At 34.6% G+C, this 24,173-nt stretch carries 17 protein-coding genes; 8 read left to right on the top strand and 9 right to left on the bottom strand.

Going from position 1 to position 24,173, the window contains the following annotated elements; all coding sequences use genetic code 11:
* Window positions 1-13: 13 nt before the first annotated feature.
* The gene (gene gcvP / locus DFQ11_RS11505; RefSeq protein WP_110476030.1) at window positions 14-2,863 is read right to left on the bottom strand and encodes an aminomethyl-transferring glycine dehydrogenase; all 2,850 of its coding nucleotides are present in this window, start codon (window positions 2,861-2,863) and stop codon (window positions 14-16) included.
* A gap of 120 nt (window positions 2,864-2,983) precedes the next feature.
* Between gcvP and DFQ11_RS11500 the strand changes: the two genes are divergently transcribed.
* Window positions 2,984-3,820 carry a UbiA prenyltransferase family protein gene (locus DFQ11_RS11500; protein ID WP_110476029.1) on the top strand — a complete coding sequence of 279 codons (837 nt, stop codon included), beginning with the start codon at window positions 2,984-2,986 and terminating at the stop codon, window positions 3,818-3,820.
* On the opposite strand, the gene DFQ11_RS11495 is transcribed toward DFQ11_RS11500, so the two are convergent.
* The 5 genes from DFQ11_RS11495 to DFQ11_RS11475 all read right to left on the bottom strand — a co-directional run bounded on the left by DFQ11_RS11495 (window position 3,803) and on the right by DFQ11_RS11475 (window position 8,712).
* Entirely contained in the window at window positions 3,803-4,060 is a 258-nt protein-coding gene (locus DFQ11_RS11495; RefSeq protein WP_110476028.1) for a hypothetical protein, read from the bottom strand. The genes DFQ11_RS11500 and DFQ11_RS11495 overlap by 18 nt on opposite strands.
* A gap of 28 nt (window positions 4,061-4,088) precedes the next feature.
* Entirely contained in the window at window positions 4,089-4,646 is a 558-nt protein-coding gene (locus tag DFQ11_RS11490) for a sigma-70 family RNA polymerase sigma factor (RefSeq protein WP_110476027.1), read from the bottom strand.
* A gap of 174 nt (window positions 4,647-4,820) precedes the next feature.
* Window positions 4,821-6,851: a M3 family metallopeptidase gene (locus tag DFQ11_RS11485; protein ID WP_110476026.1), complete on the bottom strand. Its 2,031-nt coding sequence runs from the start codon at window positions 6,849-6,851 to the stop codon at window positions 4,821-4,823.
* Between the two features lie 166 nt (window positions 6,852-7,017).
* Window positions 7,018-7,497: a 5-(carboxyamino)imidazole ribonucleotide mutase gene (purE, locus tag DFQ11_RS11480; protein WP_110476025.1), complete on the bottom strand. Its 480-nt coding sequence runs from the start codon at window positions 7,495-7,497 to the stop codon at window positions 7,018-7,020.
* A gap of 24 nt (window positions 7,498-7,521) precedes the next feature.
* The gene (locus DFQ11_RS11475; RefSeq protein WP_110476024.1) at window positions 7,522-8,712 is read right to left on the bottom strand and encodes a 5-(carboxyamino)imidazole ribonucleotide synthase; all 1,191 of its coding nucleotides are present in this window, start codon (window positions 8,710-8,712) and stop codon (window positions 7,522-7,524) included.
* A 219-nt stretch (window positions 8,713-8,931) separates the two neighbouring features.
* Between DFQ11_RS11475 and DFQ11_RS11465 the strand changes: the two genes are divergently transcribed.
* The 5 genes from DFQ11_RS11465 (at window position 8,932) to DFQ11_RS11445 (ending at window position 13,247) form a co-directional block, all read left to right on the top strand.
* Window positions 8,932-10,041, top strand: a complete 1,110-nt coding sequence (locus DFQ11_RS11465; protein WP_110476022.1) for an adenylate kinase — start codon at window positions 8,932-8,934, stop codon at window positions 10,039-10,041.
* Between the two features lie 100 nt (window positions 10,042-10,141).
* Window positions 10,142-11,140 (top strand): GTPase ObgE, encoded by a 999-nt coding sequence (gene obgE, locus DFQ11_RS11460; RefSeq protein ID WP_110476021.1) that lies wholly within the window; start codon window positions 10,142-10,144, stop codon window positions 11,138-11,140.
* A 15-nt stretch (window positions 11,141-11,155) separates the two neighbouring features.
* On the top strand, window positions 11,156-11,872 hold the full coding sequence (locus DFQ11_RS11455; RefSeq protein WP_110476020.1) for an ion transporter: 717 nt from the start codon (window positions 11,156-11,158) through the stop codon (window positions 11,870-11,872).
* 41 nt (window positions 11,873-11,913) lie between these two features.
* Window positions 11,914-12,441: a DUF4136 domain-containing protein gene (locus tag DFQ11_RS11450; protein WP_229791287.1), complete on the top strand. Its 528-nt coding sequence runs from the start codon at window positions 11,914-11,916 to the stop codon at window positions 12,439-12,441.
* 80 nt (window positions 12,442-12,521) lie between these two features.
* The gene (locus DFQ11_RS11445) at window positions 12,522-13,247 is read left to right on the top strand and encodes an SDR family oxidoreductase (protein ID WP_110476018.1); all 726 of its coding nucleotides are present in this window, start codon (window positions 12,522-12,524) and stop codon (window positions 13,245-13,247) included.
* A gap of 80 nt (window positions 13,248-13,327) precedes the next feature.
* Here the strand turns inward: DFQ11_RS11445 and DFQ11_RS11440 are convergent, their stop codons facing one another.
* From DFQ11_RS11440 to DFQ11_RS11430, 3 genes are all read right to left on the bottom strand, one after another.
* Window positions 13,328-14,719, bottom strand: a complete 1,392-nt coding sequence (locus DFQ11_RS11440; protein WP_110476017.1) for a T9SS type A sorting domain-containing protein — start codon at window positions 14,717-14,719, stop codon at window positions 13,328-13,330.
* Between the two features lie 2 nt (window positions 14,720-14,721).
* Window positions 14,722-15,222: a hypothetical protein gene (locus tag DFQ11_RS11435; RefSeq protein WP_146221533.1), complete on the bottom strand. Its 501-nt coding sequence runs from the start codon at window positions 15,220-15,222 to the stop codon at window positions 14,722-14,724.
* A 147-nt stretch (window positions 15,223-15,369) separates the two neighbouring features.
* Complete coding sequence (locus tag DFQ11_RS11430; RefSeq protein ID WP_110476015.1) at window positions 15,370-21,408, bottom strand: alpha-2-macroglobulin family protein; 6,039 nt, start codon at window positions 21,406-21,408, stop codon at window positions 15,370-15,372.
* A gap of 226 nt (window positions 21,409-21,634) precedes the next feature.
* Here DFQ11_RS11430 and DFQ11_RS11425 point away from each other — a divergent pair, with 226 nt between their 5' ends.
* Together DFQ11_RS11425 and DFQ11_RS11420 are read left to right on the top strand one after the other, a co-directional pair.
* A complete protein-coding gene (locus tag DFQ11_RS11425) occupies window positions 21,635-22,552 on the top strand; it encodes a tetratricopeptide repeat protein (RefSeq protein ID WP_229791288.1) in 918 nt (305 codons plus the stop codon).
* A 177-nt stretch (window positions 22,553-22,729) separates the two neighbouring features.
* Window positions 22,730-24,085, top strand: a complete 1,356-nt coding sequence (locus tag DFQ11_RS11420) for a UDP-N-acetylmuramate--L-alanine ligase (RefSeq protein ID WP_110476013.1) — start codon at window positions 22,730-22,732, stop codon at window positions 24,083-24,085.
* The last annotated feature ends 88 nt before the right edge of the window (window positions 24,086-24,173 follow it).

The following is a 24,173-nucleotide window of genomic DNA, read 5'->3' as shown; positions in this document are numbered from 1 at the left end:
TATAAATAATTAATTAAGCATCCATATATGCTTCGATAGGAGCACAGCTACAGATTAAATTACGGTCACCATAAGCATCGTCTACACGTCTTACACTTGGCCAGAATTTATTATCTCTAACATACTCTAATGGGAAGGCTGCATCTTCTCTGCTATATGGGAAATCCCATTCGTTAGCCGTTACCATATCTAAGGTATGTGGTGCGTTTTTCAACATATTATTAGACTCGTCTTTAGATGTTTCATCAATTTCTTTTCTAATTGAAATCATAGCATCACAAAAACGATCTATTTCAGCTTTGCTTTCACTTTCCGTTGGTTCAATCATCATGGTACCAGCAACAGGGAATGAAACTGTTGGTGCGTGGAAACCATAATCCATTAAACGTTTCGCTATATCTGTAACTTCAATTCCGTTAGCTTTAAAATCACGACAATCGATAATCATTTCGTGAGCGGCTCTTCCGTTTTCACCTGAATACAATGTTGGATACGATCCTTTAAGGCGTTCTTTTACGTAGTTGGCGTTAAGGATAGCTATTTGGGTCGATTTTTTCAATCCTTTATAGCCTAACATTCTTATATAACCATAAGAAATAAGACATACTAATGAAGAACCGAAAGGCGCTCCAGAAATGGCAGAAATAGCTTGATGACCACCAGTTTTTACGATTGGGTTTCCTGGTAAGAAAGGCACTAATTGTTTTGCAACGCAAATTGGTCCAACACCTGGTCCTCCACCTCCATGAGGTATGGCAAATGTTTTATGTAAGTTCAAGTGACAAACGTCTGCTCCAATGTTTCCTGGATTAGTTAAGCCGACTTGAGCGTTCATATTTGCACCATCCATATATACTTGTCCGCCATTATCATGAATAATTTGCGTAATTTCCTTGATAGCAGATTCGTAAACGCCGTGAGTAGACGGATAAGTGACCATGATAGCAGCAAGGTTATCTTTATGTAATTCTGCTTTTTGTCTTAAATCCTCTACGTCAATATTTCCATTGTCAGATGCTTTTGTAACAACAACTTTCATTCCGGCCATTACCGCACTTGCTGGATTTGTTCCGTGTGCAGATGATGGAATTAAACAGATATTTCTATGGTGATCACCTCGTGATTCGTGATAAGCTCTAATAACCATTAGTCCTGCGAATTCACCTTGTGCACCTGAGTTTGGTTGTAAAGATGTTGCTGCGAAACCTGTAATTTCTGTTAATTGGTTTTCTAAAGCATTCAGCATTAATTTATACCCTTTGGCTTGGTCGATAGGAACAAATGGGTGAATATTTCCCCAACTTGGCCAGCTTAATGGTAACATTTCAGCAGCGGCATTTAATTTCATGGTACAAGAACCAAGTGAAATCATAGAGTGGTTTAACGCTAAATCTTTACGCTCTAATCTCTTGATGTAACGCATTAATTCCGTTTCTGAATGATAGGTATTAAATACTTCGTGCGTTAAAAATTCCGTTTGACGTTTCAGGTGATCTGGAAGTGTCTTAGCATGAGATATAGCTTCAATCTTACCTGTCGTTTTTCCTAATACCGTTTCAAAAACTGAAATAATATCATTTAAGTCTGAAATTGTAGTGGTTTCGTTTAAAGAAATCGTAACGGTGTTAGTGTCTGGATAATGAAAGTTAATTTCGTTTTTCTCAGCTTCATCTTTAACTTTAACAGCATCAGCTTTGATTTGTAAGGTATCGAAGTAATGCGAATTGACTTGCTCTAAACCTAATTTTTCTAAAGCGTTTGCTAAGGCAGAAGTTGAGTTTTTAACTTTATCAGCAATAAAAGTTAAACCTTTAGGGCCATGATAAACAGCATACATACTTGCCATTACAGCTAAAAGTACTTGAGCAGTACAGATGTTAGATGTCGCTCTATCACGCTTAATATGTTGCTCACGTGTCTGTAAGGCCATACGTAAAGCTCTATTTCCATTGGCGTCTTTGGTTACACCAATAATACGTCCTGGAAGATCACGTTTATATTCTTCTTTTGTTGCAAAGTAAGCTGCATGAGGTCCGCCGTATCCCATTGGTATTCCAAATCGTTGCGTCGTACCAACTACTACATCTGCTCCAAATTTACCAGGAGCTTCAAGTTTTACTAAACTTAATATATCAGCAGCAACAGCGACTTTAATATTTTGAGAATTTGCTTTCTCTATAAAGGATTTAATATCAGTAATCTGTCCGTTTTTACCCGGATATTGTAATAAAGCACCAAAGTATTCACTTGAGAAGTTGTAATCAGCTTCGTTACCAATAATTAAATCAATTCCTATTGGTGTTGCTCTGGTTTTTAATAAATCTATTGTCTGAGGTAATACTAAATCTGAAACAAAGAATTTGTTGACATTAGCTTTCTTTTGAGCTCTATCTCTTACCGCAAACAGTAAAGACATAGCTTCAGCTGCTGCCGTACTTTCATCTAAAAGAGAAGCATTGGCTATTTCCATTCCTGTTAAGTCAATAAGCATGGTTTGGAAATTTAATAAAGCTTCTAAACGTCCTTGAGCAATTTCTGCTTGGTAAGGCGTATAGGCTGTGTACCATCCTGGGTTTTCTAAAATATTACGCTGAATTACTGCAGGTAAATTAGTAGGGTAGTAACCTAAACCAATATAAGTTTTATAAACTTTATTGAGTTGAGATAATTTATTGATGTGCTCGAGATATTCTTGCTCACTCATAGCCGCATCAAGATCCAAATCGCTATTTAAGCGAATGCCATCTGGAATGGTTTCAGAAATTAATTGATCTATACTTGAAACACCAATGGTGTCTAACATGGCTTTTTCATCGTCTGATTTTGGGCCAATATGCCTGAGTGCAAATGAAGTGGTATCCATTAAAATATGTGGTTTAATTTGAATTGCAAAAGTACGGATTTAACAGATGTTTTTAGTTAAGGAAAGCTAAAGTTTTTAACCGAAAGTGAAGGTTATTAACACAATGACTATTTTTGTTTTATGCAAGTTTTAAAACGCATTCTCAATTTCTATTTAAACAGTAGTATTCATGTCGCCTTAGCTGCATCTGCTTTAGTGTGGATCACAATTTTAGAGTTAGATTTAGAATTGGATTTGCAACTTCTGAGTTTCGTTTTTTTTGCGAGTATAACCGGCTACAATTTTGTGAAATATTTTGGAATAGCTAAGTTTCATCATCGAAGCTTAGCGGGTTGGCTTAAAATGATTCAGCTATTTTCGTTTATAGCTTTTTTAGCCATGTGTTATTTTGCGTTTCAGCTCGATGTAGATACACTTATGCTTCTTGCTCTATTGGCTTTAGTGACATTTTTTTACGCCATTCCTATTATGATCCCAAAACGCTATTTGTTTGATAGTCATAAAAACTTGAGACAAATTAGCGGTGTGAAAGTATATGTTATTGCTTTTGTGTGGATGTTTACTACCGTTTTTATTCCTGTGTTGAACGAAGATGTTAAGGTAAGTGCAGATGTAATGCTAATTGGAATTCAGCGGTTTTTATATGTGCTTGTACTAATGCTTCCTTTTGAAATTAGAGATTTAAATTACGATAGTATAAGGTTGGCGACTATTCCGCAGAAAATAGGTATAAAAAAAACCAAGGTGATTGGCGTGTTTCTCTTGGTCTTGTTTTTTGCCTTGGATTATTTTAAGGATGATTTGAAGCATAGTACTCTAATTTCAACTTCTGTAATTTCAGTTATTACCTTATTCTTTATTCTAATGTCTCACAAAAATCAGTCGAATTATTACAGTGCTTTTTGGGTTGAAAGTTTACCCATTGTATGGCTGATGATTTTATTCATGCTTCGCTAATTCCTCTTCAAATTGCTTTTTTAATCTATTTCGCTCTTCAGATTTTAAGCAATCTATTTTTCCGTCTTTTATAGCTTCAGTAAGCTTGATGTTTTTATTGTTGTAGTTTTTCGTTATACGACAATAACAGCGTCGTATACGCAATTTAAAAATCTCCCATTTAGTTGCTTCGCCATATTGTACCTTGTCACAAATATGTTTTGCTTCGTCGCAGCTAATAAATAAAAAGCTTTTCTTCATTTCTCTTGTCCGTAATCCGGAATATTAATTATTTAAACCAATTATCTTCCATGCATTCAGCCAATGCAGTTCTTGCTCTATGGATGATTACCCAAAGATTAGACGGAGTAATATTTAATTCTTTACAAATTGTTTCTGTGTCGTAATCTAAAATCGTTTTCATTTTAAAAACTTCTGCTTGCTTGGCAGGAAGTTTTTCCAAACATTCATAAATCGCATCTCCCAATTCTGTATTTACTAAAGTGTCTTCAGCAGTTTTATCAAAGGGGTCGGAAACACGTTCCTCTAGCCAATCGCCATCAGAATCAGAATTCGTATTGTAATTCATTCTAACTTCGGCTTGTCCCTTGTTGGAATTTTTCTTTCGATAATAATCTATGATTTTTCGCTTTAGAATGGAAACAAGCCAAGTTCGTTCGCTGGCTTCACCTTTAAAGTTTTTCATGGATTTTAAACCTGCCAAGAATGTTTCAGAAATTATATCCTGAGCAATGGCCCTATCATTTACACGTGTAATAGTGTAATTGAAGAGATAATCTGAATACAATTCGACCCATTTGTTTGGGTTAATTTGATGTTTTGGCATTGTTTAATTTCATTGCTTATTCAAAAGTAAGTTAAATAAACGACAATGAATTGTGGTTTTTAACGACTCTTGATCCCGTGAAAAGAAAATAAAAAAGTTGCATTTTTTGCTTCTTTTTAATTTTAAATAAAAAAATGAAGAGCAAAAAATGCAACTGTTAATAGGGAATTGATATTATTTCAACAAACCAGCGCGACGTAATAATGCTTCTGGCTGAGGTTCTTGACCTCTGAATTTTTTGTATAAGGTCATTGGGTTTTCAGTTCCACCTTGAGACAGTACATGGGTTTTGAATTTGTTTGCCACCTCTTTATTAAAAATACCTTCTTCTTTGAAATATTCAAACGCATCTGCATCTAAAACTTCAGCCCATTTGTAACTGTAATATCCAGACGAATAACCGCCTTGAAAAATATGTGCAAAGGATGTGCTCATACAATTTTCTGCTACATCAGGATATAAACTCGTGTCTCCTAAGGCTTCAACTTCATGAGATTTTACGTCTGAAATATTTGAAGGATCAACACCATGCCATGACATATCTAATAAGCCGAAACTTAACTGTCTCAACGTTTGCATGCCTTCGTGAAAGGTTGCTGAAGCTTTTATCTTTTCAATTAATTCCATTGGAATCACTTCTCCAGTTTCATAATGAGTGGCAAATAACTCTAAGGCTTCTTTTTCGTAACACCAATTTTCCATGATTTGACTTGGTAATTCAACAAAGTCCCAATAAACACTTGTACCAGATAAACTCGGATAAGTGGTATTAGCCAACATACCGTGAAGTGCATGTCCAAATTCGTGGAATAAAGTAGTTACTTCATTAAAAGTTAATAAAGAAGGTTTGCTTTTTGTTGGTTTTGTAAAGTTGCAAACTATAGAAACATGTGGTCTTTCGTTTTTACCATCTTTAATCATTTGTGATTTATAAGAAGTCATCCACGCACCATCGCGCTTTCCTGCTCTTGGGAAAAAATCGGCATAAAAAATAGACACAAACTCGCCATCGTTATCGGTTACTTTGTATGTTAAAACATCTTTATGGTATTTGTCAATAGTGTCAATTTCTTCAAACTTCAACCCGAATAATTTATTAGCAACTGTAAATGCTCCTGAAATCACATTTTCTAATTTGAAATATGGTTTCAGTTGTTCATCATTCAGATCGAATAATTTTTGTTTTAACTTTTCAGAATAATAAGCTGAATCCCATTTTTGTAACTGGTCTATTCCGTCTAATTCTTTAGCGAAATTTTCTAATTTTTCAAACTCTTCTTTCGCCGCAGGTTTCGCTTTTTCTAATAACTCATTTAAGAATGTGGTCACTTTTTCTGGAGTTTCCGCCATGCGTTCTTCTAAAACAAAATGGGCATGAGTTTCGTAATTTAAAAGTTGTGCTCGTTTATGACGAAGTTGAGCAATTTTAAGAACGATGTCTTGGTTATCAAGTGCGTTATTTTGAAAACCTTTTCTTCCGAATGCTTTTGAGAGCTCTTCTCTAAGCTCTCTGTTATCGGCATAGGTCATAAATGGAATGTAGCTTGGGTATTCTAGTGTGATTAACCAGCCGTCTTTTCCTTTGCTTTCTGCCAATTGTTTAGCTGCTTCTTTAGCGTCTTCAGGTAAACCTGAAAGATCTTCCTCATTGGTAAGGTGCATTTCGTAGGCATTCGTTTCTGCAAGAATATGCTCACCAAACTGTAATTTTAATTGACTTAATTCTTTGTCAATTGCACGAAGCTTTTGTTTTTTGTCTTCACTTAAATTAGCACCATTTCTAGAGAAACCTTTATATTTTTTATCTAATAAGGTTTCTTGTTCTGTTGTTAAATTAAGCTTGCTGTTTGAATCATAAACCGTCTTAACACGTTTGAATAATTCTTCATTTAAAGTAATGTCATTACTGAATTCTGAGAGTAGAGGAGAAACCTCTTGAGCGATTTTTTGAATTTCATCATTGGTCTCGGCAGAATTTAAATTAAAGAATATACTTGAAATACGATCTAATTCTTCACCTGAATAATCTAAAGCTTCTATGGTATTGGCGAACGTTGGTGCTTCACTATTGTTGGTGATGGCATCTATTTCATTCCTAGCTTTTTCTATAGCGATATTAAAAGCAGGTAGGAAATCTTCTGTTTTAATTTCTGAGAAAGGGGCTGTGTTATATAGATTTTTGAAGTGTTTATTGAGAATGGTCATATTATGGTATTTTTCTTAATAAGGTTATGTGAAATGTATTTTAACTTAATTTTAAGAGCGAAAATTGCAAAGTTGTAAGTACCTTTGTGATACTATTAGCATTAAGTTTTGCTTCTAGGAATTGATTAATAGCTGAAAAGCCTCGACGTAAGTTGAGGCTTTTTTATTATAGGGTTTTGGCTGAGTCTATCACCTTACTTTTAAGGCCTTCTTTATAATCCATAATTTGTTCTAAAATGGAGGCATCTGAACTACCTAATATTTGAGCTGCTAAAATTCCGGCATTTTTGGCGCCGTTAAGTGCGACGGTTGCCACAGGAACGCCGCCTGGCATTTGAAGAATTGATAAGACAGAATCCCAACCATCTATTGAGTTACTGCTTTTTACAGGTACACCAATAACGGGTAGAGGAGAAAGAGAGGCAATCATTCCTGGCAAATGTGCTGCTCCTCCTGCACCTGCAATTATAACTTTTATGTCTCTATTATGAGCGTTTTTTCCGTAATCAAATAATTTTTCGGGAGTTCTATGTGCAGAAACAATATCGACTTCTACTTCAATATTAAATTCTTTTAAGATATCAATAGCGTCTTGCATTACTGGCAAATCGCTTTTACTTCCCATTATTACTGCTACTTTTTTCATTAAATTTATTTTTATCTTAAAATTCTAATTATTGCATTTAGAATTTGTGTCATTATTATTAATTGTGCTGATAACCTCAATAGATTCTTTGACCTCTTGAGCTATCCTTCTAGCTTGTTCTAAATCTTTATTCACAATAGTAACATGTCCCATTTTTCGGAATGGTCTAGTTTGTTTTTTACCGTAGATATGCGGTGTTACTCCATCCATTGCAAGTATGGTATCAATGTTTTTGTAAATCACATCTCCTGTATAGCCTTCGGCACCAACAAGATTTACCATAACTCCGGCAACTTTACTTTCAGTATTACCAAGAGGTAGTCCTAAAATGCATCTTATTTGCTGCTCGAATTGTGAGGTGTAGCTTGCTTCAATACTGTAGTGACCTGAATTATGAGGTCTTGGAGCTACCTCGTTTACGAGGATTTCATCGTTTTCGGTTTGAAACATTTCAACAGCTAATAAACCTACATGTTTAAATGCAGCCGCTGTTTTCAAAGCAACAGCTTCCGCTTTTTTAGCGATATCGTCAGGGATTCTTGCAGGACAAATGACATATTCTACTTGATTAGCTTCAGGGTGAAATTCCATTTCCACTACAGGATAGGTTTTGAGTTCACCTTTTTCATTTCTTGCTACAATTACAGCTAATTCATTTTTAAAAGGAATTAATTTCTCTGTAATACATTCTACATTCGGCAAATCTGTTAAGTCTGAAATACTTCGAACTACTTTTACTCCAGTCCCATCGTATCCAAAACGAGCGCTTTTCCATACAAATGGGTAATTTAACCCTCCGTTATCTACCGCTTCATCAATTTCAGATGTGTAAGCAAATCTAGAAAAGTCTGCAGTTGGGATATTATGATCGCGATAAAATAATTTCTGAGTAGATTTATTTTGAATGGTTCTTAGCGTTTTTGAGGATGGAAAAACTTTGACGCCTTGTTTTTCTAATGTTTCTAAGGCATCTACATTAACGTTTTCTATTTCAATAGTTAAAACATCTACGTTTTTACCAAAGTCCACTACAGTTTGATAGTCTAATAAGTCGCCAACATAGAATTCGTCGCAGGCTAATCTTGAAGGCGCATCTGGACTTGGATCTAATACACAGGTGTAAATATCAAATTTACGCGTGTCGTATAACATCATTTTGCCAAGTTGGCCACCGCCTAGAATGCCGAGTTTAAAATTTGAAGAAAAATAGTTCATATTAATGTCCCACGAAGGTGGAAATACTTATAATTTAAAGGAAAGTTTTCGAAAGCGTCTGGATTTCTCGAGAATACATTCGGAAACTTTTGGGATTAAAAATCTGCTTTTCAATAGCAAAAATACGCTAATTCTACTATATAATTCTAAATTCCTAAATCAAAAAACCCTCAAACCTCAATCAAATATGTATCTTTGCATTTCTAAAATAAAAAGAAAGTGATTAAGCTTCACGATTTATACTTTAAACCCTTTATATCTGAGGAAGAAATAGATACTGCCGTTCAAAAGATGGTAGATGGCATTGCTGAAGATTTAGGAGACGAGGTGCCTGTATTTATTGGTATACTAAATGGTTCCTTTATGTTGGTGAGTGATTTTGTAAAAAAATATCCAAAACCATGTGAGGTGACCTTTATTAAATTAGCCTCTTATGAAGGTGTGAAATCAACTGAAGATATTCAACGATTAATTGGTTTAACCCAAGACTTAACGGGAAGAACGGTTGTTATTTTAGAAGATATTATAGATTCAGGAAATACCTTAGCAGAGGTTCATCGTATTTTTAAAAATGAGAATGTAAAGCAATTACTCATTGCTACTTTGTTTTTTAAACCTGAAGCCTATAAGAAAGATTTTAAACTTCATTATGTTGGCATGGAAATTCCGGATAAGTTTATCGTTGGCTATGGCTTAGACTATAACGGATTAGGAAGAGATTTGCCAAACGTCTATCAATTAAAAACTACACAACACATGACAAACTTAGTGCTATTTGGTCCTCCTGGAGCAGGCAAAGGAACACAAGCTAACTTTCTAAAAGAAAAATACGATTTAATCCATATCTCTACCGGCGACGTTTTTAGATTCAATATCAAAAATGAAACTGCATTAGGTATGTTGGCTAAATCTTATATGGACAAAGGCGAATTAGTTCCTGATCAAGTCACTATTGATATGTTGAGTAAAGAGGTTGAAAAGAATGCCGGTGCTAAAGGTTTTATTTTTGATGGCTTTCCGAGAACAAATGCTCAAGCGAAAGCTTTAGATGTATTAATGGAAAGTAAAGATTCTCAAATCGATGCGATGGTAGCTTTAGAAGTTGATGATGAGGTTTTGGTAAATCGTTTACTTGAAAGAGGAAAAACGAGTGGAAGAACAGATGATGCCGATGAAAGCATTATTAGAAACCGAATTTCTCTATATTATAAGAAAACAGCAGTACTAAAGAACTACTACATGGATCAAGATAAATATTTTGGTGTTGATGGAGTAGGTAGTATTGAAGAAATCACTGAGCGTTTAAGCAAAGTGATTGATAATCTATAATTAAAGACCATTAATCGAAATAGATTAAATCGTTTTTGAATAATAGAATAAAGAATTAAGATTTTAACTAATACAATTCCCATTGAGATGGGAAGTGAACATGACTGAAGGAAATTTTGTTGATTACGTAAAGATGCACGTCGCTTCTGGAAACGGGGGGAAAGGCTCTGCGCATTTACATCGCGAAAAATATATACAAAAAGGAGGGCCTGATGGAGGAGATGGTGGTCGTGGAGGTCATGTGATAATTCGTGGGAACTCTAACTTATGGACGCTTGTTCACTTAAAGTTTCAGCGACACATGAAAGCCGGACATGGTGCTCATGGAAGTAGAGGTAGAAGCACGGGAGCTGATGGTGAAGATGTTTATGTAGAAGTACCATTAGGAACTGTTGTTCGCGATTCGGAGACAAATGATATCTTGTTTGAAATCACTGAAGATGGTGAAGAAAGAATTGTAGTTGAAGGAGGAATGGGAGGCCGTGGAAACTGGCATTTTAAAAATTCAGTAAATCAAACACCTCGTTACGCACAACCTGGAATTCCACAAGAGGAAAAGGATATTACTTTAGAACTTAAAGTATTAGCAGACGTTGGATTAGTAGGTTTTCCTAACGCTGGAAAATCGACATTATTATCGGTCTTAACTTCTGCGAAACCTAAAATTGCAGATTATGAGTTTACAACTCTGAAACCCAATTTAGGTATTGTAGAGTATCGTGATTTCCAGTCTTTTGTAATGGCGGATATCCCTGGTATTATTGAAGGAGCAGCAGAAGGAAAGGGATTAGGATATTATTTCTTAAGACATATTGAACGAAACTCAATTCTACTGTTTCTGATTCCTGCAGATGCTAATGATCATATTGAACAATATGAAATTCTTGTAGACGAACTCAGACGTTACAATCCTGAAATGTTAGATAAGGAACGTTTTGTTGTGATTTCAAAATCTGATATGTTAGATGACGAGCTAAAAACAGAAGTTGCCGCTATTTTAGACAAAAATTTAGAGACGGATTATATGTTTATTTCTTCTGTTGCACAACAAGGTTTAACAGAATTGAAAGACAAGCTCTGGAAAATGTTAAATGTATAAGGATTAGTTTTTTGTATGAAAGCAGATTTAAAAAATCTTGTTGAGCTTAATAGTTCTAAGCGAAGTAAGACATTTGCTATAGTCATTCAGTTATTAATTATACTTTCAGTAGTAACCTTTTCAATTGAAACTTTACCGAATCTTAAGCCGCAAACCAGAGTCATTTTAAACTCTATTGAAACGTTTTGTGTTATCATATTCACTTTTGAATATTTAGCTCGAATTTATGTAGCTGATAGTAAACCCAAATTTATTTTTAGTTTTTTCGGAATTATCGATTTTTTAGCGATTCTTCCATTTTATTTGTCCTTTGGTATCGACTTACGCTCACTGCGAATGTTGCGAATGTTCCGATTGTTTAGGCTTTTCAAATTAGTTCGATATAATAAAGCCTTACGTCACTTCGGTAACGCCATGATGATGGCCAAAGAGCAGATTATTCTGTTTATGGTGATTACATTAATGCTCATCTATTTTGCGGCAGTGGGTATATTCTACTTTGAAAACGAAGCGCAACCCGAACATTTTTCCTCTATATTCGATAGCCTTTGGTGGTCTATAGTAACACTTACTACAGTAGGTTATGGTGATGTTTATCCAATTACTATGGGAGGTAGAATCTTTACTTTTTTTATATTAATCATCGGATTAGGTATTGTTGCTATCCCAACAGGAATTATTTCCTCCTCATTGACAAAAGCTGTTGAGCCTTTAGAGGAAGACCAAGCCTAATTACGTCTTCCACGAAAATTTTAATACCTTTAGAATAAAAAATGATGAAGATATTAAAGCTCTTAATTATAGCCATACTTTTTACCTCATGTGGAAGTATTGTGCATTACGATTACGAAAAGTCAACCAACTTTAAGGATTATAGAACCTATAATTATTTTGGTGATATGAAAACAGGATTAAGCGAATTAGATACAAAACGCTTAATTAGATCCATGGATGAACAACTAAAGACTATGGGGCTATCTCGAACGGATAATCCTGATTTTTATATTGATATACAAAGTCAGGAAGTGCGACAACGAACCAATAGTAATTTTGGAATTGGTGTTGGAGGAACCGGAAGACGCGTTGGTGGAGGTGTCTCAGTAGGAATTCCTGTAGGTGTTAATAAACAATCACGTGAAATAGTGATAGAGTTTGTAGATGAACGGAAAACTGGAATGTTTTGGCAAGCTATAGCCGAAAGCAGTTTTAAGTCGAACGCCAATCCAGAACAGAGGGACGCTCATTTTCAAGATTTAGTAGAGAAAGTATTGGCTAAATATCCACCTAAAGTAAAGCCATAATTTTATCATTTTCATAACAGTTTAAAATTCGGCTTTCTAGTGTTGTTTTTTACATTTGATTAAAACAAATAGGACAAAGTATGAAAGACTTAAAAGGAAAAGTAGCTCTGATTACCGGAGGTACTAAAGGAATAGGTTATGGTGTGGCAGAAGCTTTGCTCAACCAAGGATTGAAGGTTGTTATAACAAGTAGGAATAAACAATCTGCGGAAGACGTAGCTAAAGAATTAGCGATTAAAACGAATACTTCTGATGCTGTTATTGGAGTAGAAGCCGATGTGAGGCAACTACAATCTCAAGAAGCTGCAGTAAAACAAGCAATAGATAAATTTGGTAAGTTAGATTTAGTTTTAGCCAACGCGGGCTTAGGTCATTTTGGTAGTATTGAGGATATTACAGTAGAACAATGGAATGATGTCATAGATACTAACCTCACGGGAGTGTTTAATTCTATTAAAGCAAGTGTAGATGAATTAAAAAAATCGAAAGGCTATTATATTACCATATCAAGTTTAGCTGGTACAAATTTCTTTGCGGGAGGTTCTGCGTATAATGCAAGTAAATTTGGTGTTACTGGATTTACACAAGCTGTAATGTTAGACTTAAGGCAGCATGGAATAAAAGTGAGTACTATAATGCCAGGATCTGTTTCTACTCATTTCAATGGAAATGAACCAAGTGAAAAAGGCGCATGGAAAATACAGATTGAAGATATAGGGGAACTTGTTGTTGATTTATTAAAGATGAATCCAAGAACGTTACCAAGTAAAATTGAGGTGCGACCTACAACGCCACCAAGTAAGTAGTAACGATTTAAATCAATAAAAAAGAGGTTTCAATATGAAACCTCTTTTTGTTTTACAACTTTGTGATATTCAGATTTCACTTAGTTTTTTATCAACTTTTTACTAGAAATAAGAATGCCTTCAGCATAGAAGTTAGTAATGTAAACACCTTCAATTAAGTTGCTTATGTCTACCTGTGTATCCTGATTATTTTGAAGACTAACCGATTTTACCATTTTTCCGTCTAGACTTATAATATCAACTCTCATATCCTTATTTAGATTATTTTCTAATTTGATATTTACGAAAGTGCTTGATGGATTTGGATATATAGTTAAGCTATAATCGTTTGCAATGACATCTTGAACTCCTAATGTGTTATCTATGGTCCATGTTACTGTAGATACGTGAATAGTTTCATGATTATCGACATTAATTAATGGAGAATTATCGTGAACAACCGCTGTTAAGGTATTAACCGCTTCATTTAAGTCACTTTCTTCAAGAGTCGCTATAAAGTTATCTGCATCGAAATTATTTCCATTTAAAGTCCACATCGCTTCAACAGTATTTGTTGGCAGTGTTTCAATAACGTTCAATTGAAAATCTAATGGAAATTCAGCATCACTAATAGTGGCTTCTGATGGAGAATACGAATCAACTGAAGAAACTAAGCTATGTATCTTTTCTATAATGCCTTCTTTACACACTGAGCAGAAATCATAGTCTAAGTAGCGCATTTTACAGGCTTGATGAGGTCTATACCAAGTTGCCGCAGTTCCGGTAGAAGCGTAAGGGAATATTCCAATACCATTTTGCCCCATCCAGTTCTTCCACCTTACCAATGTTGGATCAGTTTCTTGCGTCATATTTATGGCTTCTTCAGCAAGAATATCACCTGGGTAATATTCGTCTTTTAAATCAGAAAAAGAATGACCTATTTCATGAATAACAATTTCATCGGCATCTGTTCCAGTTGAGGCAATTGGAATGTCACCACCACTTCCACCGTAATAAGGTGAATTTACCAATACAAGAGCTTGGTCGAATTCAGGGAAATTATTGGCTAAAACCGTATTCAATAACCCCACGTTTTCTGTGTAAAGTAATCTGTGAATATTAAACCCGTCATAAGTTGTTCCAAAATAATTGTTGACATTCAATAAGGTAGGAACGGCTGGGTTTGTTGGTTCATCACTAGCAGTTCCAGGGTGAGTGGCACCACTTTCCTCAGACGGTACCTTAATTATATAAACATTAAAATAACTTTCATAATTAGAAAACGGCTCTTGACTAAACATGTCGTTCATCAAATTGGTAGCGTCAGTATGAAACTTGGTCATTTCACTTTCTTGATACCCTTCGCTTAAAATCACTAGGTTAATTCGCTTATCGTTATCACCTGAAGTTTTTATAGCTTGAACTTCGAAACTTTGTGAAAAAGCCAATTGAAAATTATAAATAAGAAGTAATAAAAGTAATGTTCTTTTCATGCTTATTCTATTTTAGTTGATATGTGTTTTATAGGATTGGTTTCTGTAATTTCATTTATAATAATATATCGAGCTTTCGGATGAAGCTGTAATTTCAATGAGAATTGTGCACTGTCTAAATTGAGTTGTCTCTTTTCTAATTCTCCTGCGTCATTTATAAACTCTACAATCTTCTTTAATGGGTTTTTAATAGTATGTCTTTCTAGCTGTATTAAGCGTTCATCTAAAACTAAACATTCTAAATCACCAACAGTTGTACTAACTTGAGTTTTTGTTTTATCCTTTAGTTTACCATCTGTCGTGATTTGATTGATAAGGGTAATATTGGTCTTATCATTTAATTTCTGCATTTGATAGTTTAAGAAAAGCAACTTTGGATCAGATTTTATAATCATCTCTTCTTTTGTAGTCGTTTCTTGTTTTGAAGCACAAGAAAACACTAGCATAGATGCTGATAGAATAAAAATTAATATAGTAAATAATGGGTTTTTTAATTGATACACAAGGACATATTTAAGTGGTTAAAGTTAAACATTTAAAGGATTTAAAGAAGATTAGCGTTGTGAAAAATTAATTTTATGAAAATGAAATTAGAAATAATAATCCTACAAGATAAAAAGAACCTTGTAGGACTTATATAATTTAGAAATCTACTTTACAAAAATTCGAACACCTTCACTATGGCTACTAAATTCTGGAGCATACATACTTTGGATGGTGCTAATGCCATTACTCATGTCGCCAGCATTATTCACACGTAAATCGTATTCAAATACGAAAACACCTTTTGGTAAATAGTCCATAAAGAAATTGGTCGCCGCATCTTTGGTGCTTTCATAATAGCCTAAACCATCTTGCCATTTATATTGCGATAATACATTAACAGGTTCTAATCCTGAAGCTCGCATATCTTTTAAATGAACAAACTCCATATTGCGATCCGATCTTAACTCTATTCGAACCCTAATTAAATCACCAACCTTTAATTGTGTTTCTGATGTAATTTCTGAAATCTCTTCACCTTTCTCTGTATTCGTTTTTAAGAATAGTTTCTTGCTTAATTTTAAAGGCGTTTCTGCTGAAGTAATTTTATCCAAATCTTCAAAATATTGCCAGTATAGGGCTCCCCATGCAATACCTTTTCCTTTTTTAGTGATCGTCACATCGGCTTGTTCTGGTTTAATTTCAGGACCTGTCCAAGATGTTTTGTAATATCCTGTTCCGGCTTCAACTTTTACGTTTTCTAATGTTGAAGGTGAAATCTTCTCCGTACCAACCGTTACATCAACTTGATCAGTTACACTTAACCAATCACTGCCTTGTAACAATAAGGCATAAACTGCTTCAGTCGTTGCTTTAGTTGTTTTCCAATTATTGGTCTGTTTATTTTTTAATAACCAGATTTTTAGATTATCTATACTTTCAAGATTCTTTGTTTCACTCTGTATACTATTTCCAACTTCCGAAAAGGCTTCAATCATTAAAGCTTGAGTTTCTATTGGCGCTTGGTACCAATACCATGAGCTCGTATTATCTTTCCAGTACATTCCTAATTCTTCTGAGGTAATACTATTTTCATTTAAAGACTTTAGAATTTGTCCTGCGGTTTTAGAATCGCCTATTCTGTTCATGGTTAAGGTCATTAATCCCTTAGCATACAACGATTGACTTAACCAATACTTTTTAATTTGATCTTGGTAATAAGCCATAATTTTTTGGACTTCTGCGCTAGTCTTATGTTCAGGATAAAAGCTTCGAGTATATAAATAATGTAATTGCATATGCGATAAATGATCTTTGCTGAGATCAACATCTTTATTGTACTTTCTAATGTCCTTGTATTCCTTTATAAATTGGGCATCTAAATATTGTAATGCGTTTTTGATAAGAGATTCTTCGCTACCATTCTGAATGACATTTAGTTTCTTGAGGTGTCCAAATCCAGCAACAATTTGTTGAGTGATAAATCGATTGTCTGGTCCACCATTAAACCAAGGCCAAGCTCCAGAGCTGTATTGATTGTTCTTGAGTTTTCGAAGTGCCAATTGCAGTTCATTATTCATTTTATTAAGATCGAATAATAAGGCAATTCGTTTTTTCTGCTCTGTTTCAGATTGCGCATCTCGCAACCAAGGTGTTTCTTGAATCAATAGAGATTTCAATTCTTGATTCTTTTCTAAATTACTTAATAAAGCATCTGTTGATTTCCATTGGTTAAAAACGGCTTCAATCTTTGGGTTCGATTTTACAATATGTTGGGCTAATGCATTGGCAAAATATCTCGAAAAAGTCTGTTCGTTACAATCATAAGGATATTCCATTAAATATGGCAGAGCTTGTACGGCATACCACGCAGGATTCGACGTCATTTCTAAAGTCAACTTATGATGGCTAAGTGTAGTCGAGGTTTGGTTCTTCAACTTATCTAAAGTGAAAGTTTTAGTTTGATTAGATCGAATCCACATTGGAAGTGTTTCCGTTACCATCATTCGATTACTCAGCACAGGTAAAGCGTTTTGTTCGCCATCACTAAAATCACCAGCTTTAGCTACAACTTTGTACTGAACGGCTTGAATACCTTCAGGAATATCTAAACTCCAAGAGACTTGGGTATTGCCTTTTGCATCAACGACAAAACTAGAGGCGTTGTTGGAATTTGAAAGCTCCGAATTAATATCCTTTCCGGTTACAGCATCCGTTAAAATTAAATGGGCAACGCCAGTTAATTGTTTGTCACTAAGATTTGCAATTTTAGAACTTATAGTAATTTTATCACCTTCTCTTAAAAAGCGAGGTGCATTTGGCATTACCATCAACTCTTTTTGAGTCACGGTTTCAATTTGTGTTATGGCACTTTCCAAAGATTTGGTGTGTGCCAAAAGTTGTAATTTCCATTTGGTTAAAGCTTCTGGTGCTTTGAAGTTGAAACTTACATTGCCTTCTTTGTCGGTTTGTAATTGTGGAAAGAAGAATGCGGTTTCGTTTAGGTTTTTCCTTATTTGGATGTTATCTAATTCTGTTTTTATATTAGGTAATTCGTTGATGCTGTTTGAAGCTTCTTTATTTTCAAAACCATTGCCAACAACTACAGACTCTTCCAATTCAGCAGAATCTTCAACCACTAAGATATCAGCTTCGGGTGCAGCCATTGATTTCATAGAGGCATAACCTCTTATTAAATATCGATTATTACCGAAATAAAACCCAAACCAATTCAAGGCATCACGACCTTGGTCAGGCACAGATCCAACCGTATAAAACTGGTTAAATAATCTAAATTCAGTGGTGCCAAAACTCTGTCTTGAGTTTTTATGAATTTGACTAAAATACTCTGGTGTTTGAATTGGATTAAAACTCCAATTATGTGGAACGAACTCATCTAAAGAAGCATCGTACATACTCGCTAATAACTCAGCTGTAACTTTATCACCATTTGGACCTTTTATTTTGAAACTCCAAGTTTCATCTTGTCCTGGCAGTAGTTTATCACGAAATGTTTTTGTTTCGATGTCCAAATCTGTTTTAGGATATGGCACATTAACTCTAAAACTACGAGACACAAACTCATTAAAAGCGGCAAATGTTGTATGAACGACAAAACCTCCTAAATCACTTTTTAAAACCGGAATCGTGATTGTTTTTTTAGAATTGTTAAGCTGTACTAATTGTGTCATAATAATTTTACTGTCTTTTTCAATTTCAACAGTAACTGTAATGTTTTCAGCAGCAGAACCTAAAGTGAGTTTAGCCATGGAATCGACTTCGTAACTCGATTTGTCAAGCTGAGCTTCAAACAATTTTTGGTCGGCAACTTCTTTATCATTATCAGAAGATAAGGCGGTAAAAATTTCATCTTTTACGGTTTGACCGAATCTATCTTTGCTCTCAGCGATAATGATATATTGACCTGAATCCCATTTTTGAAGACGTTTTAAAGTAAGGGTTTTAGATTCTTCAGTATTAAAATCGGTATTAAATACCATATCGCCTTTCTCCCAATTCGTCATTTGGTTTTCATTTTGATAAGGCTCATGAGGAAAGAGTTTTTTAAATTCCTCTTTTGAAAGCATTTGGTAGTCTGGTGCTTGCCATGGTCTTGTTCTTAAAACATGATCTGGTGACTTGAGTTTGTAGATTTTTAAGGTTCCTGTTGACGGTACAGTTTCACCATTTAAATTTTTTGAAATGATATTAAAATCTAATTCCTTTTGGTTTTTATCGATTTGTTGAGGTGCATCAATATGCAGTGTCATTGAATGGTAGCCAACATTTACGATCGTGGAGGTAGATCTTGTTTCTCCATTAATATCAGTAATGTCTGCCGTGATTTCATAGTTGAAAATCGGAAGGTTGTCTTTAGATACGGTTTCATCTGGAATCGCTTTAAAAGTGACCTCAAATTCGCCCTGAGCATTCGTTTTTGTTTCTCCAAATGTGATTTCTTGAGCCTCATGAACATAATATGGACGTCTCCAATAAAACCATCCAGGAAATCTAATATTTCGTTTCACTCGATAAACCACGTTGGCATCTGTAATAGGACTACCAGCAAAGGCCATCGCTGTTCCTTTTACAGTAACACTATCATTAACCTTAAAGGCTTCAGAAATAGGTTGAAATTCTGGTTTGAATTTTGGACGCTTATATTCCTCAACCGAAAAATAAGCATGGGCATAAGTGCCAGAAAACATGTCAATATGATAAGATCCCGTTAATCCGTCATTAGGTAAAATAAACTCACCTTGAACGGATCCAAATTCATTTGTTTCTAATAAGAGTTCGCTAACAACTTCACCATTAACATTTTTCAATCTTATTTTTGCAGCTCGTTTAGAGAATACTTCGGTCTTTCCATCTCTAGATTGTGTGGCGATACCTTTGAAATAAACAGTTTGGCCAGGTCTATAAATGCTTCGATCTGTAAATAAGAAGTTTTTGTGTTTAGTGTCATTATTTTCACTCTTCTCATATTTTGGATTCAAATAATAATCACCAAAATAAGCGGTGTCTTCCTTTGAATTAATTTTTATTTCAACCTGTCTATAATAATTCTTGTCTTTTTTTAATTCAAACTTTCCAAAACGATCACTTATAAATGTTTTCGTCTGTTTCTTATTTGTTCTATTTAAAGAATAAGTTAACTCTGCCTCAGCACCAACAATAGGTGAGCCATTATGTCTATTAATAAGCTGGTAGTAATAGGTAGCATCTTCAACACTTTCTACAATCGCCATATCGGTTACTTGTAGATGTGTGGCCACAAAAACATTAGAATTAGTTTCTGCTTTAATTAAATAGAGTCCATTGGCAAGATTTGGAATCACAATTTCTGTACTATGTGTTTGGAAGTCGCCTTTTGTCTTTAATGACCTCGAAAACGTCTCTATAGGATTTAAATTTTTAAAAAATGCTGCTTTGTCATCTACACGATAAGTCTCATTATATTTTTTTAATTGCTGAGCAGTCACTTTATAAATTTTGAAATCTAGTTGCTCTAAGTTTTTATAGTTTACCAAAACTTTGGAAGGTGAGTTAATGCCAATAAACTCTTCCGCTTGAATTCGTAAAAAAGGTAAGTTGATTTGTTGTATTAAAGCTTCACATTTTTTTGCGCCAATACTATTTGGAAATTTAGCAATTGTAGAACTGCAAATTTTCGCGGCTTCCTTTAGTTTCCAACGGCTTTCAGTATTAGATTCGCGATCGGTATTACTAGTGTATAAATCACCTTGTTTTTTTAAAAGTGAAGCGATTTCATAATTATACAATGCAGATAATTCTGAAGTACTTAATTCATCGGATTTCGATTTTAAAGTCTTGAGAAGTAACTCGTCTTTATTTGAAAAGGTAGCATGTTGAGCAACGAAATTTAAACGCTTTATATCAACTTCTACAAAGGCTAAAGTTGCTTTTTCGCTTTTGTGAAATTTTAGTAAATTTTTGTAAATCTTTAGAGCATTTAGCTGAAGGGAAAACGTGTCTTCTGAATCTAAATTTGTAGCTATGAAAACTTCTGCATCACCTATCAGTTCTTCATTATCAATCGTAAACTTATATGATGGTTGCGTAATACTGTTTTCATCTGTTTTATAAAAACTAAGCGCATTATGACTTAATAAATCAAATAGTGTAGGACGATAGTCTTTGGAGTTTTGTGCTTCATGTAAAAGCAAACTGTACTTTTCTAAAGGTTCTTGTTGAAGTAAAACGTCATCAGTAAGGGAACATTGATAATACTTATGAATTTCATTAAAAATGGTTTCTAAATCCCATGCTCTAAAATCATCACTAACTTTTTCTGAAGTTTTTGTTCTGTTGTAGAACTGATAACGGCTTTGTTGAAAATACTGCCAATACATTGTGGCTAACATATTTTCTAAAAGATGTTTTGTTACCAGATCTTTAGTCGTGTCTATTTCCGATTTAAAACGATTAACTATTTTGAGTTGCGCATCTTCCTCCAGCGTCTGCATATACTTACTTATATGCAATAAGGCTTTTATACGATGGGTTTGGTTTCCCGCTTTGGTCGCTGTGGCGTAAATAGTTTCTACAAGATCAGAAGCACTTTTCGTTAAGCCTTGATCTTCAAGTTTGGTGACTTTTTTCCATTGATTTTCAAAATCGTTTTGAGCTTGTGAAAAGGAAGCGAAGCAAATAAGCATAAAGAGAGGTATATAATTTTTCATAGGTATGTCTTTATTTTTTTGAAGGTGGCATATAATTAATATTTAAAATTATATGATTTTTTCTACAAGATACCTTCAAAAGCTATTCCAAAAACAGTCTCAATGAGTGAAAGATCAGTTTCGATGAGTGAAGTTAATCAATTTGTGAGTGACCTAAAGTGTTATTAAATTGTATTTTCGTGAAAAGTCGCACTTTATTATGCTTAGATTATTATTTGTTTTGTTAATGTCAACTATCTGTTTCGCACAAGGACCCAAAGCCAATGCTGAACTGTTTATAGCAGAAAAACAATTTGATAAAGCACAACAAGAAATGATTGGGTTTTTGAAATCCAACCCAAACGATATGAAAGCAATCGAATTATTAGGTGATGCTTATGGTCATCAAAAAAAGTGGGATGCAGCTATACAACAATATCAATTGTTGGTTAAAAAAATGCCGGCTAATGCCAATTATCACTATAAATATGGTGGCGCTTTAGGTATGAAAGCTTTGAGTATTAGTAAAATTAAAGCGTTTGGGATTATTGGTGATGTTAAGGCTGCATTTTTGAAGGCGGCGGAATTAGACCCGAAACATATCGATACACGCTGGGCATTAGTGGAATTATATATTTCCCTACCTGGAATTATAGGAGGAAGCACGTCAAAAGCATTGGATTATGCGGAAGAATTAGAACAACTCTCAAAAGTTGATGGCTACTTGGCAAAAGGTTATGTCTATGAATACGATAATGAGCCAAAATTGGCCGAAAAATATTATAAACTCGCAGTAAAAGTAGGAGGTTCGATAACTTGCTTTGATAAATTAACAAATTTCTACGAAGGGCAGAACCAACCTGATAAAGCTATAAGTAATCTCGAAGAAGGATATCATAAACTTCAGCGAAACGCTATGCATTATCAAATAGGAAAAGTTAGTGCCGATTATAATGTGCAGCTAGAGAAAGGCGAGAAATGTTTGAAAGCTTATTTGTTTAATCATTCAGCAAAAGATGGCGTTCCTAAAGAATGGGCTTATTATCGATTAGCTCAGATTTATAAGCATAAGAATAATACCGAAAAAGCCTTGAAATGGATAGACAAAGCGATTGCTGGTCTACCTAAGGTCGAAGTGTTTCAAACATTTAAAAACTCGATTTAATTCACAGGTTGGGTTATATCGCTACTAAAAGAAGACTCGAAGAATTCAACTTTAGTTATGGCTTTTGATAGAGAGTTAAAAGGTTTCTATACGGTTTAGACAAGCATTTAGAAACCCTCCTTGTTCTTCTCAGTTCAAAAAACTTATAGTATTTTTACGCACTTATTTAAGGATACTATGAACGTACATTTTATTGCTATTGGTGGTGCAGCGATGCACAATTTGGCTATAGCACTTCACAATAAAGGATATAAGGTTACAGGAAGTGACGACACTATTTTTGATCCATCCAAATCTCGATTAGAAGCTAAAGGTTTACTGCCAGAAAGCTTTGGCTGGTATCCAGAGAAAATCACCTCAAATTTGGATGCTATTGTTTTAGGAATGCATGCTAAAGCAGATAATCCCGAATTATTAAAAGCTCAAGAACTTGGCTTAAAAATTTATAGTTATCCTGAGTTTCTGTACGAGCAGTCTAAGCATAAAACTCGTGTGGTAATTGGAGGTAGTCATGGAAAAACGACTATTACATCCATGATTTTACACGTAATGCATTATCACGATCGTGATGTAGATTATATGGTGGGCGCACAGCTTGAAGGTTTTGATGTGATGGTAAAACTCACAGAAGAGAACGATTTTATTGTGCTTGAAGGAGATGAGTATTTGAGCTCTCCAATAGACCGACGACCAAAATTTCATTTATACAAACCTAATATTGCCTTATTAAGTGGGATTGCTTGGGATCATATCAATGTGTTTCCAACCTATGAAAATTATGTAGAGCAGTTTAGCATTTTTGTAGATTCCATTGTAACTGGAGGAAGTATAAATTATAATGAAGAAGATGAGGAAGTAAAGCGTATTGTTGAGGCATCCGAAAATCAAATTAGAAAGTTGCCTTATCAAACGCCAGAATATACGGTTGAAAATGGAGAGACTTTATTAGAAACTCCAGAAGGACCAATGCCAATTGAAGTTTTTGGCGCACATAACCTAAATAACTTGGCTGGAGCAAAGTGGATATGTCAGCATATGGGAATCGATGAAGATGATTTCTATGAAGCGATTTCTACATTTAAAGGCGCGAGTAAACGATTAGAAAAGATTGCAGAATCGAAGTCGTCTGTAGCTTATAAAGATTTTGCACATTCCCCAAGTAAGGTTGAAGCTACTACAAAAGCAGTAAAAGAACAGTATAGTGACCGAACTTTAGTGGCTTGTTTAGAGTTGCACACATATAGCAGTCTTAATGCTGAATTCCTTAAAGAGTATAAAGGTGCCTTAGATGCTGCAGATGTTGCTGTTGTGTTTTACTCACCTCATGCTGTAGAAATCAAAAAACTTGAGGAAGTGAGTAAGGAGCAAATCGCTAAGGCTTTTGAACGTGACGACCTAATTATCTATACAAATCCTGATGATTTTAAAAACTTCTTGTTCTCTCAAAAATTTGAAAACAAGTCATTATTACTCATGAGTTCTGGTAATTATGGTGGTTTAGATTTTGATGAGGTAAAAGGGTTGATTAGATAAAATCCTTTAACACCAAGTTTTGCTAGTCAACACCGTTTGTGTTGGTTTTATTATAAATGTCAAATCGGGTGATTTTCGTTAGAAAATC

It is taken from the genome of Winogradskyella epiphytica (assembly GCF_003217215.1).
In the GTDB taxonomy this organism is placed as follows: domain Bacteria; phylum Bacteroidota; class Bacteroidia; order Flavobacteriales; family Flavobacteriaceae; genus Winogradskyella; species Winogradskyella epiphytica.
Note: the sequence above shows the minus strand (reverse complement) of the source record. Positions and strands in the feature narration are given on the sequence as shown.